The 15,116-nt window shown below is 65.6% G+C and carries 17 protein-coding genes and 1 riboswitch; of the genes, 8 read left to right on the top strand and 9 right to left on the bottom strand.

The window, feature by feature from the left end:
- Nucleotides 1-172: 172 nt before the first annotated feature.
- A complete protein-coding gene (locus AC5RVN_RS09210) occupies nucleotides 173-1,000 on the top strand; it encodes a glycoside hydrolase family 25 domain-containing protein (RefSeq protein WP_494137916.1) in 828 nt (275 codons plus the stop codon).
- A gap of 71 nt (nucleotides 1,001-1,071) precedes the next feature.
- On the opposite strand, the gene AC5RVN_RS09205 is transcribed toward AC5RVN_RS09210, so the two are convergent.
- Genes AC5RVN_RS09205 through AC5RVN_RS09195 form a run of 3 tightly spaced genes read right to left on the bottom strand, consistent with a single transcriptional unit; the run spans nucleotide 1,072 to nucleotide 4,042 of the window.
- Nucleotides 1,072-1,872 (bottom strand): energy-coupling factor transporter transmembrane component T family protein, encoded by an 801-nt coding sequence (locus tag AC5RVN_RS09205; RefSeq protein ID WP_494104934.1) that lies wholly within the window; start codon nucleotides 1,870-1,872, stop codon nucleotides 1,072-1,074.
- A complete protein-coding gene (locus AC5RVN_RS09200) occupies nucleotides 1,869-3,419 on the bottom strand; it encodes an ABC transporter ATP-binding protein (protein ID WP_494137737.1) in 1,551 nt (516 codons plus the stop codon). The genes AC5RVN_RS09205 and AC5RVN_RS09200 overlap by 4 nt, the downstream gene beginning before the upstream one ends.
- Nucleotides 3,419-4,042 carry an ECF transporter S component gene (locus AC5RVN_RS09195; protein ID WP_494137736.1) on the bottom strand — a complete coding sequence of 208 codons (624 nt, stop codon included), beginning with the start codon at nucleotides 4,040-4,042 and terminating at the stop codon, nucleotides 3,419-3,421. The genes AC5RVN_RS09200 and AC5RVN_RS09195 overlap by 1 nt, the downstream gene beginning before the upstream one ends.
- A 54-nt stretch (nucleotides 4,043-4,096) precedes the next feature.
- Nucleotides 4,097-4,237: riboswitch (TPP riboswitch) on the bottom strand.
- A 72-nt stretch (nucleotides 4,238-4,309) separates the two neighbouring features.
- Between AC5RVN_RS09195 and AC5RVN_RS09190 the strand changes: the two genes are divergently transcribed.
- The 7 genes from AC5RVN_RS09190 to AC5RVN_RS09160 all read left to right on the top strand — a co-directional run bounded on the left by AC5RVN_RS09190 (nucleotide 4,310) and on the right by AC5RVN_RS09160 (nucleotide 8,511).
- Complete coding sequence (locus AC5RVN_RS09190) at nucleotides 4,310-4,852, top strand: heme-degrading domain-containing protein (protein WP_494042450.1); 543 nt, start codon at nucleotides 4,310-4,312, stop codon at nucleotides 4,850-4,852.
- A 91-nt stretch (nucleotides 4,853-4,943) separates the two neighbouring features.
- Nucleotides 4,944-5,153 carry a hypothetical protein gene (locus AC5RVN_RS09185; RefSeq protein ID WP_494137735.1) on the top strand — a complete coding sequence of 70 codons (210 nt, stop codon included), beginning with the start codon at nucleotides 4,944-4,946 and terminating at the stop codon, nucleotides 5,151-5,153.
- Nucleotides 5,154-5,275: 122 nt separating this feature from the next.
- Nucleotides 5,276-5,737: a DUF4383 domain-containing protein gene (locus AC5RVN_RS09180; RefSeq protein ID WP_494137734.1), complete on the top strand. Its 462-nt coding sequence runs from the start codon at nucleotides 5,276-5,278 to the stop codon at nucleotides 5,735-5,737.
- Nucleotides 5,738-5,813: 76 nt separating this feature from the next.
- Nucleotides 5,814-6,875: an iron-containing redox enzyme family protein gene (locus AC5RVN_RS09175; RefSeq protein ID WP_494042447.1), complete on the top strand. Its 1,062-nt coding sequence runs from the start codon at nucleotides 5,814-5,816 to the stop codon at nucleotides 6,873-6,875.
- The gene (locus tag AC5RVN_RS09170; protein ID WP_494137733.1) at nucleotides 6,872-7,918 is read left to right on the top strand and encodes a glycosyltransferase family 2 protein; all 1,047 of its coding nucleotides are present in this window, start codon (nucleotides 6,872-6,874) and stop codon (nucleotides 7,916-7,918) included. Before AC5RVN_RS09175 ends, AC5RVN_RS09170 begins: the two co-directional genes overlap by 4 nt.
- Nucleotides 7,915-8,130 carry a CDGSH iron-sulfur domain-containing protein gene (locus tag AC5RVN_RS09165; protein WP_494042445.1) on the top strand — a complete coding sequence of 72 codons (216 nt, stop codon included), beginning with the start codon at nucleotides 7,915-7,917 and terminating at the stop codon, nucleotides 8,128-8,130. Before AC5RVN_RS09170 ends, AC5RVN_RS09165 begins: the two co-directional genes overlap by 4 nt.
- Before the next feature lie 117 nt (nucleotides 8,131-8,247).
- Entirely contained in the window at nucleotides 8,248-8,511 is a 264-nt protein-coding gene (locus tag AC5RVN_RS09160) for a DUF4235 domain-containing protein (protein WP_494042444.1), read from the top strand.
- Nucleotides 8,512-8,532: 21 nt separating this feature from the next.
- Here the strand turns inward: AC5RVN_RS09160 and mnhG are convergent, their stop codons facing one another.
- Genes mnhG through AC5RVN_RS09130 form a run of 6 tightly spaced genes read right to left on the bottom strand, consistent with a single transcriptional unit; the run spans nucleotide 8,533 to nucleotide 14,961 of the window.
- The gene (gene mnhG, locus AC5RVN_RS09155) at nucleotides 8,533-8,943 is read right to left on the bottom strand and encodes a monovalent cation/H(+) antiporter subunit G (protein ID WP_494137732.1); all 411 of its coding nucleotides are present in this window, start codon (nucleotides 8,941-8,943) and stop codon (nucleotides 8,533-8,535) included.
- Nucleotides 8,933-9,211: an MrpF/PhaF family protein gene (locus AC5RVN_RS09150; RefSeq protein ID WP_494104927.1), complete on the bottom strand. Its 279-nt coding sequence runs from the start codon at nucleotides 9,209-9,211 to the stop codon at nucleotides 8,933-8,935. The genes mnhG and AC5RVN_RS09150 overlap by 11 nt, the downstream gene beginning before the upstream one ends.
- Complete coding sequence (locus AC5RVN_RS09145) at nucleotides 9,208-9,753, bottom strand: Na+/H+ antiporter subunit E (RefSeq protein ID WP_494137731.1); 546 nt, start codon at nucleotides 9,751-9,753, stop codon at nucleotides 9,208-9,210. Before AC5RVN_RS09145 ends, AC5RVN_RS09150 begins: the two co-directional genes overlap by 4 nt.
- A complete protein-coding gene (locus AC5RVN_RS09140; RefSeq protein WP_494137730.1) occupies nucleotides 9,750-11,354 on the bottom strand; it encodes a Na+/H+ antiporter subunit D in 1,605 nt (534 codons plus the stop codon). Before AC5RVN_RS09140 ends, AC5RVN_RS09145 begins: the two co-directional genes overlap by 4 nt.
- Nucleotides 11,351-11,872 (bottom strand): Na(+)/H(+) antiporter subunit C, encoded by a 522-nt coding sequence (locus tag AC5RVN_RS09135; RefSeq protein WP_494104926.1) that lies wholly within the window; start codon nucleotides 11,870-11,872, stop codon nucleotides 11,351-11,353. The genes AC5RVN_RS09140 and AC5RVN_RS09135 overlap by 4 nt, the downstream gene beginning before the upstream one ends.
- A complete protein-coding gene (locus AC5RVN_RS09130; protein WP_494137729.1) occupies nucleotides 11,869-14,961 on the bottom strand; it encodes a Na+/H+ antiporter subunit A in 3,093 nt (1,030 codons plus the stop codon). The genes AC5RVN_RS09135 and AC5RVN_RS09130 overlap by 4 nt, the downstream gene beginning before the upstream one ends.
- Between the last annotated feature and the right edge of the window lie 155 nt (nucleotides 14,962-15,116).

Genomic DNA, 15,116 nt, shown 5'->3' with positions numbered 1-15,116 from the left:
AAATATATCATGAATGAGTTACCGAGGGCCTATTTAGTAGCCAGCCGCGGCCTCTGGGAGAGCGTTTACCCACTACATGCGATAGAAGTCCGCTCCAACGGTTGTTGACCTTGCCCGCCTAACCGGAGGAAACTGGAGAAGTCCTCTTCCTTCGAAGGCGGCGAAGGTGACAATGAACCGGACCCAGGGAACTGAAGCGGCACTAGGGCTGGCGGCTCTGCTGTTCGCTGTCCTGCTGTTGCTTCCGGCCTGGCCCGCCTCCGCGGCTCCCTCCCCCGGGGAAAGCACGCAGTCGACGCTGGGCAACGATATCTCCTGGCCACAATGCGGCAAGCCTTTCCCGGTTGGCCAGGCTTTTGCCATCGTTGGCGTGAACAACGGTCTGGCGAACAACACAAACCCATGCCTTGAAGAGCAACTGGAGTGGGCGGCAGCCTCATCCGGCATCACGCCCCAGCCAAAGGTGTCCCTTTACGTCAACACCGCCAACCCTGGAAGCAGCGGCTCGTGGTGGCCAACCAGCAACGAGTACCCCATCGGATCCGCCGTCCATAACCCCTATGGCTCCTGCGAAGACAAGGACTACGGGAAGGCGTGCGCGTACATGTACGGCTACGCGAAGGCGTTCGACGACGCCTACATCCGCGGCATTACCAACCCCTCCGACTACTTCTGGTGGCTTGACGTGGAAACCGAAAACAGCTGGTCCGCCACGGACAAGGATGCGAACCGCGCTGTGCTGGAGGGCATGGCGGATTTCTTCCACAGCATCAACGTCAAGGGAGTCGGAATCTATTCCACCGGCCTCCAATGGGGCCGGATTGCGGGGACCGTCAGCAGCTCGAGCAGCCTTTACTACCTGCCCGGCTGGCTGGCCGGTGCGCGGACGCTGACCGGCGCCAAAGCCAATTGCTCAGATCCGCCGTTGACCGCCGGCGGCCACGTGGTCATAACCCAGTTCGTGTCGCGTAAATTCGACTACAACCACTCCTGCGTCTGACCTTGCGCCCTGCAGTCAGCCTCCTGCGGGCGGCCCGAACGTTTGATGTGTAGGACAGCAGGGCAGACCACTCAGCTCCCCAGCCACACCATGTTCCACGTGCCCGCCCAGACGGCCGCAGCAAAGGCCGCGCCGGCCATCAGCACGCCTCCACCGAGCACGCACAGGTCCAGCCCGCTGTAGGTGGATTCCCGCGCCCACGTCCGCCGCCCGCCGCCGAAACCACGCGCCTCCATGGTCACGGCCAGCCTTGAGGCACGGCGGATGGCCTGAACCAGGAGACCGAAGCTCTGCCCCATCGTGGCCTTTACCCGCTGCAGGGCACTGCCGCGGGAACCTACGCCCCGGGCCCGCCGGGCCATGCCGATGGTCTGCCATTCCTCCGCCATCAGCCCCACCAGGCGCATGGCGGCCAAAGTCCCCAGCACGAACCGGTGCGGGAGGCGTGCTTTTTGCGCCAGCGCATCGGCCAGGTCCGTGGGGTCAGTGCAGCTCATCAACAGCACCGCCGGGAGCGCGATTGCCAGGCCACGCAGCATAAACCCGACCCCCAGCTCCAGCGACCCCTCGCTCATGGTCCAGATGCCGACGTCGATCAGCGTTTTTCCGCTGTCCACCGCCAGGATGGAGGTACTCCAGCCGCCTACGGCTGCGGCAAGGATCAGCGGCCACCCCCGCTGCCACAGCAGCGTCAGGGTGAGGCCCGCCAATGGGAACAGCAGGAACTCGAACGCCAGCGCCACGGAAGCGGAAACCCAGTCAATGGACAGTGCAAGGACGGCGGTGATCAGGAAGACGGCCGCGAACTTGCTCAGCGGGTTGGCCCGGGTCAGCAGCGCACTGTTGCCGCGCAGGTTCAGCTCCTGTCTCATCGCACTACCGGCTCTGCTGCCAGGCGCAGTTCCGTTCCACCCAGCGCCGCCGTGAACTCAGCATCGTGGGTCACGGATACCACGGCTGTGCCGGCGTCCAGGAGTTCAGAGAGGAACGATGCCAGCTCAGCCCACGTGTTGGCGTCCTGCCCGAAGGTGGGTTCGTCCAGGATCAGGACCTGCGGATGCGCGGCCAGGACCGTTGCTACGGAAAGCCGACGCTTCTCGCCGCCCGAAAGTGTGTAGGGGTTCGCATCAACCAGTTCGGTGAGCCGAAGCCGCTCCAGCAGCTCATCCACCCGCTCTTCCCCGTGCCCGAGGTGGCGCGGACCAAAGCGCAGTTCGTCCAGCACGTTCCCGGTCACGAACTGGTGCTCAGGTTCCTGGAAAACGGTGCCCATGCGTTCAATCAGCTGCTCCGCCTTCCACTTGTACGGGTCGATTCCCGCCCCACGGCTAAGCGCCAGGGTGGCCGAAACTTTCCCGGCAACGGGCTCCAGCAGCCCGGCGAGGGTCAGCGCAAGGGTGGACTTTCCTGCGCCGTTGGGTCCGGTGATGGCCAGCGCCCGCCCTGCCCGGACCTGCGCCGAGATGCCTTGCCGGACCGGTACTGGCGGCAGTTTGCGCAAGCCCTTGCGGCGGGCACGTTCACGGGATACGGCCAGGTTTTCGGCGGCAAGCAGCAGGTCCCCGGAGCCGGGAGCCGGATCCGCCGTGCGTGGGCGGGTGGCCGGAACATACCCGGGCACCCAGACCCCGGCCGCAATGAGCATGCTCCGGGCTTCGCCGAGAACCTGGTCCGGAGGCCCGTCCAGGAGCACCCCCGGGTCGGTCGAAGAACCGGGCTGCAGCACCACAATGCGGTCCACCAGGTCCTTCCAGACGGAGACGCGGTGCTCCACCACCACCAGGGTTGCTCCGGTTTTGTCGAGACAGCGCCCGACGGCGTCGCGCACCTCCACCACCCCGGCGGGATCCAGGTTGGCTGTCGGCTCGTCGAGGAGAAGCAGCCCCGGCCGCATCGCAAGGATGCCGGCCAGGGCCAGCCGCTGTTTCTGGCCGCCTGACAGTGCAGACGTTGGATGGTCCAGCGGCAGGTGGGACAGCCCGACGTCGTCCAAAGCCTCGTGCACCCGGGTCCAGATACGGTCCCGGGGCACAGCAAGGTTCTCGGCACCGAAGGCCACGTCGTCCCCCACCCGTGACAGGACCACCTGTGTCTCCGGGTCCTGCTGCATCAACCCGGCACGGCCGCGCTGATCGCGGGGGGAGGCGCCGTCGACCAGCAGCGAACCCGACTCGTCGGAGTCGCCGGCCTCGCCGTCGTCGTTCGCATCCCCCAGCACCCCCGCCAACGCATGGAGGAGCGTGGACTTGCCGGCTCCGGACGGGCCAAGCAGGAGCACGCGCTCCCCTGGCCGGATGTCCAGGTCAAGGGCACGGACAGCAGGCCTGGAACGCCCGGCATGCCGCCAGCCCCAGCCGCGCGCGGTGACGGCAGCCGGGCGCGCCGCCACGGACGCGCCGTGGACGGAAGGCGCTGCCATCAGGAGAAAACCGGCTCCGTGGCTGCCTTCCGCGAGGCAAAGGAGCTCAGGACACCGGTCCTGGCCAGGCCGCGGGTGGCGATCCATGACAGCGCCCCGGCGATGACGGCACCGGAGATCGCGGTGAAGATAATGTACGCAAGCTTGTCGCCGCCCGAGTAGGCAATGTTCCAGCCCCAGGGAGCAAAGGAGTCATTGAGGCCGCAGAACAGCCCGGCAGCAGCACCGGCGAGGAGGGACGCCGGCAGGTTGAACTTCCGGTACACGAAAATCGCGAAAATGATTTCCGCACCCAGGCCCTGGACGAAGCCGGAGAACAGCACCGAGGCACCGTACTGCGAACCCATCAGCAGTTCACCGGTGGCTGCCACGGTTTCGCAGAACAGGGCGGCGCCCGGTTTGCGGATGATCAGCATGCCCAGCACCGCCGGGATCATCCAGCCGCCGGCGATCAGTCCGGTAAGCGGCGGGTAAAGGGCGTTCATCGGCGCAGACACTGCTGCGGCACCCTGGGACCACGCCCAGAAAATGACGCCGCCTGCGATGGCGATCAACGCCGCCACCACGATGTCCACAACGCGCCAGGACCTGCTGGTGGTCTTCTTGATTGCTGTAGTTGCCATGCGATCCTCCTGAGGAACAGGAGGGGAAAGAACCGCAGCGGCAAACCACTGCGGAGCTTCGAGAACTCGACTCCCTTGCGCCGGTACTAACCGGATCAGGTTCGAGGGTCTGCGGCTGTCCGCACTCTCAGCGCCCACCTGCGGCTCCTGGCTTGGCCAGTGATGCCCGACGGCGGCGCTCCCCTGTCGTTGAATGATTCTGTGAGTAAATAATTGCCCTTGTGGGCGGGGTCCAGTTTACACCGGAGGAAGGGTAGATTGTGGGCCATGACCGCCAATTCACCGCATGTGACTGAGTTCGATCCGGATTCGGATGCCGTCCAGCCGGAGGGATCGCTGCAGGCCCTTATCGCCCGAATAGAGGGCGAAATCCGGGAGCTCCAGTTTCCAGGCTTCTCCATGGACGACGCACTGAACCTGGGGCTGCTGCTTGTGGAGTTGGGGAAGGAGGGCCAGTTCCCCATCGCGATAGACATCACCAAGGGTGAGCAGGTCCTGTTCCATGTCGCCCTGGCGGGGGCCACCCCGGACAACGAGCACTGGATCCGCGCCAAACAGAGAACGGCGGCCCGGTACGAGGTGCCCTCCCTGCTGGTGGGGCTGCGCGCCCGGACCCGCGGCGGACGGATCGAAGACCAGGGCTGGTTTGATCAGCGCCGGTATGCGGCACATGGCGGCTCCTTCCCGGTATATGTCGCCGGAGTGGGAGCGGTGGCTACGGTCACTGTTTCAGGGCTTCCCCAGGTGCAGGACCATGACCTGGTGGTACAGGCGCTGCGCGAGATCCTCAGCTCCATGCGAACGGACTGACGCGGGTTCCCAACCAGGGCGATGGACTCCCCTTGGATGCCGGGAGTACATTCGAGACGGGTGGCGGAAGTTCCAAACAGGAGGGGGCGCCATGCTCGGTAATACAGCCGAAAACCAGGTGCGGGCAGCGGTGGACAAGGCCGAGGAAGAAATGATTTACATCGGCCCCGACCACCCCTACTATCCTTTGCTGGCTGAACTGGTATCCGCCGTCGGAAACGCCTGGCAGCAGGGGTATGAGCACGGCCGCCGCGGCGGGCACCAGCCAAACCCCTACGTGTGGATCGTCCCGGAAGGGTGAGCCCGCCGGCTGCGCGGACGCTGCCGGCAGTGGCCGGCGGGCAGCAGCACCGGCAGGCGCACTTAGCTTTTATTAGTAACCATGCTTACTATGTTGTCTCCAGGCTTTTGAGGAGACAGGTCATGACAGTCAGCACCCGGGCCACCGGCGCGAGGACGGGCCTGCAGAAGGCTGCCTTCGTAACCGGCGCCCTCTTCCTGCTGGTGGGTGTCCTGGGGTTTGTCCCCGGGATCACCAGCAACTACGACTCCCTGGGCATGGCCGGACAGGGCTCCGGAGCCCTGCTGTTGAACCTCTTCCAGGTGTCGGTCCTTCACAATATCGTGCACCTTGCCTTCGGGGCGGCCGGACTGCTGCTGGCCCGGACCCACCAGAAGGCACGAAGCTTCCTGATCTACGGGGGCGTCGTGTACCTGGTTCTCTGGCTTTACGGCTTCCTGGTGGGGGACGAAACTCCCGCCAACTTTGTCCCACTCAACGGCGCCGACAACTGGCTCCACCTGGCCCTGAGTTCGACCATGATCATTCTCGCCATCCTGCTGGCCCCCCGAACCACCCCGCGGCGCAGCCGCGGCGCAACCTGAACGACCGCCCTGACCGAAACCGCCACCGTCGACGGCCAAGCACCCGGCAGCACCGCTGCCGCCCTAAGGAGCAATCATGAAGATCCCTGAACCCCGAGGTCCCATCAGCACCGCCCTGTTCCGGGTCCTGGCAGCAACAGCCGGGGCCGGTGACAGCTCCCCCGCCGTTGAGGAACTGCGCCGGCTGGTGGTGACACAGCTGGGCACGGCCACCGACATCATCGGCGACGACGACGTCCAGCTGGCACTTTTCTCCCTCTACGAGCTGCACTACTCCGGCCTTGAAGGTGTCAGTGATGAGTGGGAGTGGGAGCCGGGCCTCATCCAGGTCCGCCGCCTGCTCGAAAGGCCTTTCGAAGAGGCGCTCCGGGCAGCCGCCCAGTCGGCAGCCGGGGAGCTGGACCTCCCCCCTGCCGCGGAAATGACCAGCGACGCCGTGGCCGACGTCCTCTTCGGCCTGGCCGCCACGGACACCGGTCCCAGCGTGTCCCGGTATGTGGCCAAGAAGGCAACCCTGGACCAGCTCAAGGAGTTCCTGGTCCACAAGTCGGTCTACCAGCTCAAGGAAGCGGACCCGCACACCTGGGCCATTCCCCGGCTTACCGGCAGGGCGAAGGCTGCACTGGTGGAGATCCAGGCGGACGAGTACGGCGGAGGGCGCCCGGACCGCATGCACAGCGCGCTTTTTGCCCGCACCATGCGGGGCCTGGGGATGGACGATCACTACGGCGCCTACGTGAACGCCGTCCCCGCCGTCTCCCTCGCGGCGGTCAACATGATGTCCCTGTTCGGGCTCAACCGGCGGCTGCGCGGCGCAATCACCGGGCATCTGGCCATCTATGAGATGACCTCTTCCCAGCCCAACCGGCTGTATGGCAGCGGTTTCCGCCGTCACGGCTTCGACGCCGAGGTGACCCACTACTTCGACGAACATGTGGAAGCCGACGCGGTCCACGAGCAGATCGCCGGCCGCGACCTCGCAGGAGGACTCGTGGAGGCCGAACCCGAGCTGCTCGGGGACGTCCTGTTCGGGGCGACAGCCGTGATGGCCGTTGACGGCAGGCTCTCGTCACACCTTTTGGCGTGCTGGGAGAACGGGCAGACCTCGCTGAGGGCGGCAGTGCCGGCAGCAGCGTGAGTACCACAGCCCTGGGGCAGCCTGCGGAGTACATCCTGCCGCTGCGCTGGACCGATGATTCGGGCCTGCCGGAGCTGGTTGCCTATCTCGAGCGACTCGGCGGGTGGATCCCGGTGACCATCGTGGACGGGTCCGGTCCGGAGCTGTTCGAGCGGCACCGGGACGCTTTCCCGCCTGTTGTCCGCCATATCCGCCCGGAGGGTGCCGGTAACGGAAACGGCAAGGTGGCCGGCGTGGTGACGGGCGTCCGGGCCGCCCGGGCGGAACTGCTGGTGATAGCCGACGACGACGTGCGCTACACGCGCGAATCACTCACCGCCGCCGTTAGTCACCTCGCGTCTGCGGACGTTGTGAGGCCGCAGAACTACTTCGATCCCCTGCCCTGGCACGGGTGGTGGGACACGTCCAGGTCCCTGATCAACCGGGCATGGTCGGCAGACTTCCCGGGTACGCTGGCCGTGCGCCGGAGCGCGCTGCTGGCAACCGGCGGCTACGATCCGGTGCTTTTCGAAAACCTGGAGCTGATCAGGACCGTCAAGGCAGCGGGGGGCAGGGAGAAAATCGTTCCGGACCTGTTCGTTGCCCGCACGCCGCCCGAGCCGCGGCACTTCCTCAAGCAGCGCACCCGGCAGGCCTACGACAACTTCGCCCAGCCCCGCCGTCTCGCCGCCGAGCTGTCCCTGCTTCCGGCCATTGCCGCCGCAGCCTGCCTTCCTGGAAAACACCGCGGGCGCGTACTGATGGGATTGGCTGCGGCGCCTGTCATCATTGCCGAAATCGGGCGGCGGCGGCACAGGGGGACTACCGTTTTTCCCTTCCGTGCAGTCTGGTGCGCCCCGCTCTGGGTTGCTGAGAGGGCTGTCTGCATCTGGATCGCACTCGCCTTCCGCCTCAGCGGGGGTGTGCCTTACGCGGGGTCGCGGCTCAAGACCGCGGCGCACTCGGAGGCCGAGCTTCGCCGCCGGCACTCGGGAAGACTTGCCGGCTTCCGCCACCAGGAAAACCAAACGTCCGCCCCCACCCCCGACCAGGAGCAGCCATGAACCAGGAATCCGCCGACAGCTCGATCGTGGTATGCCCCGACGGGCCGTTGATTGTCCGCGGTGACTTCGAAATAGTGACGCCCTCAGGGGACCCGGTTCCCCGCCAACGCCAGACAGTCGCCCTGTGCCGCTGCGGCGCGTCGGCCATCAAACCCTACTGCGACGGTACGCACAAAATGATCAAGTTCCGGACGGAACCGCCCGGCAGCTGAGGCGCACTCTGCGTCCACCAACGCCTAGAGCGAACCGCGCCCTTGCCGCTCCGGCTCCCGGCCGCGATGCCGCTAGGCTGAAGTCAACCCGTTTTCCGCCCGCAAGGAGTACTAAGAATGAACCTTTTCATCAAGCTGCTCGGCACCGGTGTGAGCCTGGGCGCCGGCTTCGCCGGAACCAAGCTGGTCAACACCATCTGGGAAAAGACCACAGGACGTAAACCGCCCACCGGCAAGGACGAGGACATCCCCACGAGCCTGCAGTCCGCGCTGACGTTCGCGCTGATCTCGGCGCTGGTCAGTACCGTCATCCAGGTCCTGGCAAACCGCGGTACCCAGCGGGCCATCACCCGGTTCGCCAAGTCCAAGGACATCGTCTGAGCTGACGGGGCTGCCCGGCAGTTATTTCCTGGAGCCGTCGCCGGAATCGTCCTCACGGGCGGTTTTGGCGGCGGCTTTTTGCACTACTGCCTCCAGCTCGTCGGACGTCAGCAGTTCCCGGTGCAGGTGCTTGGTGCGGTAACCCGACCGGCCCACCATGTGGGCGGATACCGGTACCGTCAGAAGCTGGAAAATCCAGGCCACGGCCAGCACGGGCCACACCCACCAGGTGCGCATCTGCAGGCCAATGGCTCCCAGCAGCAGGAACAGCCCCAGAACCTGGGGCTTGGTGGCGGCATGCATGCGGCTTAGGAGGTCCGGGAAGCGCAGCAGGCCGACTGCGGCCCCCAGCGACAGAACAGCCCCCGCCACCATAAAAACGGCGGACACCAGGTCAGTCCAGAAATCCATGGAGGTGGCATCAGGATTCACCCGGCACCTCCCTTCGGTCGGCCACGAAACGGGCGACAGTCACAGACCCCAGGAAACCGATGATGGAGATGGCCACCACCAGCATCAGGTTGTTCAGGTGACGGTTCACGGCCATGTCCACGCACAGGGCGCCGCCGAGGATTGCCAGCAGGACGTCCGCTGCCAGCACACGGTCCAGCAATGAGGGTCCGCGTGCGATCCTGATGATGGCACCGCCCGCGGCGAGCGAGAAGATCACGGCGGTAAGGACCAGCACAGTCTGCATCATGCGGCTGCCTCCATCCGGACTGCATCGAGTTCTTCCTTCGTGCCCATGATCCTGATCAGCCCGGCTTCGATGGAACGCACCTCATTCCTCAGGTTTTCAACGTCCGCGGCGGAGCTGATGTTCAGGCCGTGCAGATAAAGGGTGGACGTGGACCTGTCCACTTCTACCACCAGTGATCCCGGGATCAGGGAAATTACGTGCCCGGTGGCGGTGACCATCAGGTCTTGGTGGCTCCGCAGCGTCACGGCCACCACTGCGTTCTTAACCCTGGGACCGCGGGCCACTGACAAGTACAGGACCTGCGCACTGGCAACCACCACCTTGGCCAGGAACACAAGCGCGAAGGGAACGGCGTAGAGGACGTTGAAACGGCCGCTGAGTTCCACTGGCGGCAGGTAGAACAACCTGGCCACGGCAATGGCCAGCAGCGCACCGAACAGGAGGTTCCCGGGGCTGAAGTCCTGCCACAGCGCACCCCAGACGATGACAAGCCACACCAGGAGGGGAAGTTCCTGGCGCAGGGAAATCCGCCGGCGGCTCATTTGCCTCCTCCGGACGTCAGGACCATTGGAACAACGGTGTCCTCTCCCAGGACCGCCTGGATGTAGGAGGACCTGTCCAGCATGTCCTCCGCCGCGTGGTCAGAGACCGTAAACAGCGGACCCGCGAAAACTGTCAGCGCGACACCAAGGACCACCAGTCCCAGGGTGGATCCCACCATGGTGCGCGGCAGGAGGGTTACGGTGTTCCGCTTGGCTCCCGGGCCGGCAACCCGCGCCAGCGAAGGCGCCAGCAGTACGGGGTCCGGATGCTCGGCATCGGCCGGGCTGCGCCAGAAGGCACGGTTCCAGACCCGGGCGATTGCAAGCAGCGTGAGGAGGCTGGTGAGGACGCCGCCGATGACCAGGGCATATGCCAGCGGCGTGCCCAGCTCAATGCCGGCCTGCATCAGTCCCACCTTCCCCAGGAACCCGGAGAACGGCGGTATGCCGGCCAGGTTCATGGCGGGCACGAAGAACAGCAGCGCCAGCAGCGGCGACAGTTTGGCGAGGCCGCCCAGGCGGTCAACCGATGAACTTCCGCCGCGGCGCTCGATCAGGCCGGTCACCAGGAAGAGGCTGGTCTGGATGGTGATGTGGTGCGCCACGTAGAAGACGGCCGCGCCAAGTCCTGCCGTGGAGGACATGGCCAGGCCGAACACCATGTAGCCGATGTGGCTGACCAGTGTGAATGAAAGCAGGCGTTTGATGTCATTTTGGGCCAGCGCACCGAGTATTCCCACCACCATGGTCAGCAAGGCGGCCACCATCAGCGGCGTATTGAGGGTATCGCCCGGAAAGAGCAGGGTTTCAGTGCGCACCATGGCGTAGACACCCACCTTGGTGAGCAGGCCTGCGAACACGGCGGTGACCGGCGCGGGGGCGGTGGGGTACGAGTCCGGCAGCCAGAAGGACAGCGGGAAGACTGCCGCCTTGATGCCGAAGGCCACCAGCAGCATGACGTGCAGGAGCGTTCTGGTGCCCTGGTCCAGTTCCCCGAGCTTGATGGCGAGGTCCGCCATGTTGACGGTTCCCGTGGCGCCGTAGACCATGGCGATGGCTATCAGGAACAGCACGGACGACACTACTGACACCACCACGTAGGTCACCCCTGCCCGGATCCTCGGCCCGGTGCCGCCGAGGGTCATCAGGACGTAGCTTGCGGTCAACAGGATCTCGAAGCCCACGTATAGGTTGAAGAGGTCGCCTGAGAGGAACGCATTGGAAACGCCCGCCACCAGGATCAGATAGGTGGGGTGGAAGATCGAGACCGGCGCGTCCTGGTCGCCGTCGGCCATGCCCTGCCCGGTGGCATAGACCAGGACGGCCAGGCTCACTGCAGAGGAGACCACCAGCATCAGCGAGGAGAACTGGTCCACCACCATCACGATGCCCCACGGGGGCAGCCAGCCGCCGATGGTGACGGAGGCAGTCCCGCCGTCCCAGACCGAGGCCAGCAGGAAGCATTCCAGGAGGAGGGTGAGGGACAGCAGCGCAATGCTGACCGCCTGCTGCGCCCGTGCGTGCCGGATCAGCAGGAATGTCAGGGCAGCGCCCAGGATGGGAAGGACGACGGCGAGCGGGGCAAGGCTTGCAAGATTCATTGTCCGGCTCCTTCCGGGCCGGGGGCCACGTTTGTGGAGCCTGGTCTTTCTTCTGCGGCCGCGCGTTCGGCCGGCAATTCACGCCCGCCCACCAGCACTGTCGCCACTGGGAACTCGGAAGTTTCGGCGGGGATCTCCGCGTCATCCTCGGCATCGAAGCTGGGAGTAACCGCCACACGGAGGTCTTCCACGTCGTCCTGGATTTCGTCCTGGCGGGCCAGCACCCACGTGCGGTAGATGATGCCGAGCATAAAGGCTGTGACGGCGAAGGAGATCACGATGGATGTCAGGATCAGCGCCTGGGGAAGGGGATCGCTGTAGTCCTGGGCGGCGGTGTCCTTCCCGTACAGCGGGGCCAGCCCGGCATATCCCCCAGTTGCCAAAATCAGCAGGTTGGTGGCGTTTGCCAGGAGCATCAGCCCCAGCAGCACGCGTGTGAGGCTGCGTTCCAGGAGCAGATATATACCGCAGGCGTACAGGGCGCCCATGACAATCAGCAGGGTCAGGTTTACGCTCATGCTTGGCCCTTTGTGGTGGTCTCGGCGGGGAAGCCTTCGGGCTCCCGGCTGGGTACGGTCGCGGCACTGTGGGTGGTATCGGCGTCCGGGCTTTCTGCCTCGGAATCCGGACCGTCCTCGGTGACAGCGCCGGCCGGGGCGGCGGACCGTTCTTCAAGGTGCTCGTCGATTTCGGCGCCCAGGCTCCGCAGGACATCCAGCACCAGACCCACCACGACGATGTACACGCCGATATCGAAAATGGTGGAGGTGACGAACTTGATGTCGCCGAATACCGGCAGCCAGAGTTCGATGATGGCCGTTTGGAACACCTGGCCGCCCAGCAGCAGCGGCGCCACCCCGGAGGCAGCGGCAACCGCCAGGCCGACCCCCAACAGGGCACCGGCGCTCACCGGTGTGGCCTCTCTCAGCTCGAAGCGCCCGCCGGCAAGGTAGCGGATGGCCAGGGCAAGGCCTGCGGTGAGGCCGCCGGCGAAGCCTCCGCCCGGGAGGTTGTGCCCGGCCAGCAGGAGGTACAGCGAGAAGATGATCATGGAGTGGAAGATCAGCCGGGTAACCACTTCGAAGATGATGGAGCGCCGTTCCGGTGCCAGCGTCCGGCCCGCCACGATCCACGCGTCCCGTGCTGCCGCGGCAAATTTCCGGCTGACCGCGAGCGCTGCGGCGTCCCTGGTGCTCGGGTTGACGGGTCGGTAGCGGCCCACGGTGCCGGCGGCAACGGTGGCGGAGTTCCTGATCCGGTCGCCGCGGCCCCGGATAAAGATCAGGCTTGCGACGCCTGTGGCCGCCAGGGCAAGGACGGTGATTTCACCGAAGGTATCCCAGGCCCGGATATCCACCAGGGTGACGTTGACAATGTTTAACCCCCCGCCGCCCTCGTAGGCAAGGCGCGGAAATTCAAGCGAGACGGGGACGGCTGTCCTGGCACCCATGGCGTAGATGGCGGCGAAGACCATGGTGACGCCGAAGCATAAACCGATGATGACCCGCACTACGCGGTACTTGCCGCCGGTCCGGTCCCGGAGCTCCGGCGGCAGGCTGCGCAGCGCCAGGACGAAGGCCACCAGGACGATGGTTTCCACCAGCATCTGCGTCAGGGCAAGGTCAGGAGCGCTCTGGAGCGCAAACATCAGGGCGATGCCATACCCGGTCACGGAGACCATCAGGACCGCGAGGAACCGTTTGTTCGCTTTGACCGCCGCCAGGGCGCCGATCACGATTCCCGCGCCGACCACAAGCTGCAGCGGGGAGCCGGGGTCCACAAGGTAGATGTCCGGCGGAAGGGGCTTGCCCGCCAGCAGGATGGCCGCGAGAGGCAGCACAAAGGCGACGCTGAGGATGACGGCGAGGTAGTAATACAGCGAACCGCGCTGGGTTCGGCCTGTGACCCAGACCGCCACGTCGTCCAGTGCGCCGATGGTGTACTGGTAGGCCTTGTCCCCGTCCACCCACCCGGGGACCAGGGACTGGGCCCGCGAGACAGCGTTCCGGCCGAAGTACATCGCCAGGCCAAGTGCGAAGGTCAGGGCGGTCAGGCCAAGCGCGGGCGTGAAGCCGTGCCACAGCGCGAGGTGCCCCGCCTGCTCACCGGGGGTGCCGGCGTCGGGAGCGGAAGAAGCAAACAGGGCCGCATACGGCTGAATCCACGAGTCCACCGGGACGGGCCAGAAACCGTAGACGATGGTCAGGAGACTGAGGATGGCCGGCGCGGCCAGGAAGGAGGGCTTGACGGCCTTGAAGGGCGTGCGCTCCACTCCCGGCTTGACCGCGAATGCGCCCCACATAAAACGGGCGCTGTACGCAAAGGTAAGGACGGATCCCAGGACCAGCCCGGCCAGGACCACCATCCCCCACGCGCCGGCGGCGGGGGCAACGGCGTGATGGACGAACGCTTCCAGCACCGATTCCTTCGCCACGAAACCTCCCAGGAAGGGCACGCCTGCCATCGACGCGGCGCCTATGCCCGCCACAATGCCCAGGGCCCGGGAGGACCGGAAAACGCCAGAAAGCCTGCGGACGTCGCGGGTGCCTGACTGGTGGTCGATGATGCCCACCACCAGGAACAGCGTGGCCTTGAACAGGCCATGGGCCAACAGCATCGCAAGGCCGGCCAGGGCTGCGTCCGGTGTACCCAGGCCCACCACCATGGTGAGGAAGCCGAGCTGGCTCACCGTGCCATAGGCGAGGATGAGTTTGATATCGGTCTGCCGCAGCGCCCGGTACCCGCCCACCAGCATGGTCGCCAGCCCGAGGCCAAGAACCACCGGCTGCCAGTAGGGCGTCCCGGCGAAGCCCGGGGCCAGCCGCGCAACAAGGTAGATGCCCGCTTTGACCATCGCCGCGGCGTGCAGGTAGGCACTGACCGGTGTAGGAGCGGCCATGGCCCCCGGGAGCCAAAAATGGAACGGCACAAGGGCCGACTTGGTGATGGCGCCTGCCAGGATGAGTACGACGGCGGCGCTCACCATGGTGCCCGAAGGTCCGGCCACCAGCGCAGGCGCCTCCTGCAGGATGTCCGAGACGCGGTAGGTACCGGCTGCGTAGCCGAGCATGATCAGGCCCACCAGCATGGCCAGGCCACCGGCGGTGGTGACCATCAGCGCCTGCAGCGCCGAGCGGCGGGCCGCCAGACGGGTGCGGGCGAATCCGATCAGGAGGTAGGACAGGATGGTGGTGAGTTCCCAGAAAATGAACAGCAGCAGGAGGTCGTCGGCCGCCACCAGTCCGAACATCGCCCCGGCGAAGGCAAGAAGCTGGGCTCCGAAAGCACCGAGATCCTGGTCCGTCCGTTTGAAGTACCGCGCGCAGTAGACAAGGACCAGCGAGCCGACACCCAGCACCAGCAGGGACATGACCCACGCCAGGGCATCCATCCGGAAGGCGAACTCAAGCTGAAGGCCTGGAATCCAGGGAACCACCTCGGCAATGGCTCCCCGGCCCGAATAGACAGGTCCGTGCTGTAGCAGCAGCCAGATGAAGGAGACCCCGGGAACCGCCGCCAGTGCGTAAAAAGCGTTGCGGCCCCAAATTTTGAAAAGGAACGGCGCCACCACAGCCACCGTAAAGTGCACGGCAAGGACTGTGATCACTGATATCTCCGCAACGTCAGGGTGTCGATTATCAAAAGTTGGAGCTGGCGGTCATTCGTAAGGTTCGGGAGGGCCCAGTTTATCAAGGCTCTGCCGCCGCTTCCTCAGCCTGTGATGTATCCTGTGCCCGCATTCCCCGGCCTCACAAGCCTGAA

This window comes from Arthrobacter sp. sptzw32, from assembly GCF_059089735.1.
This window is presented reverse-complemented; position numbering and strand designations above follow the sequence as displayed.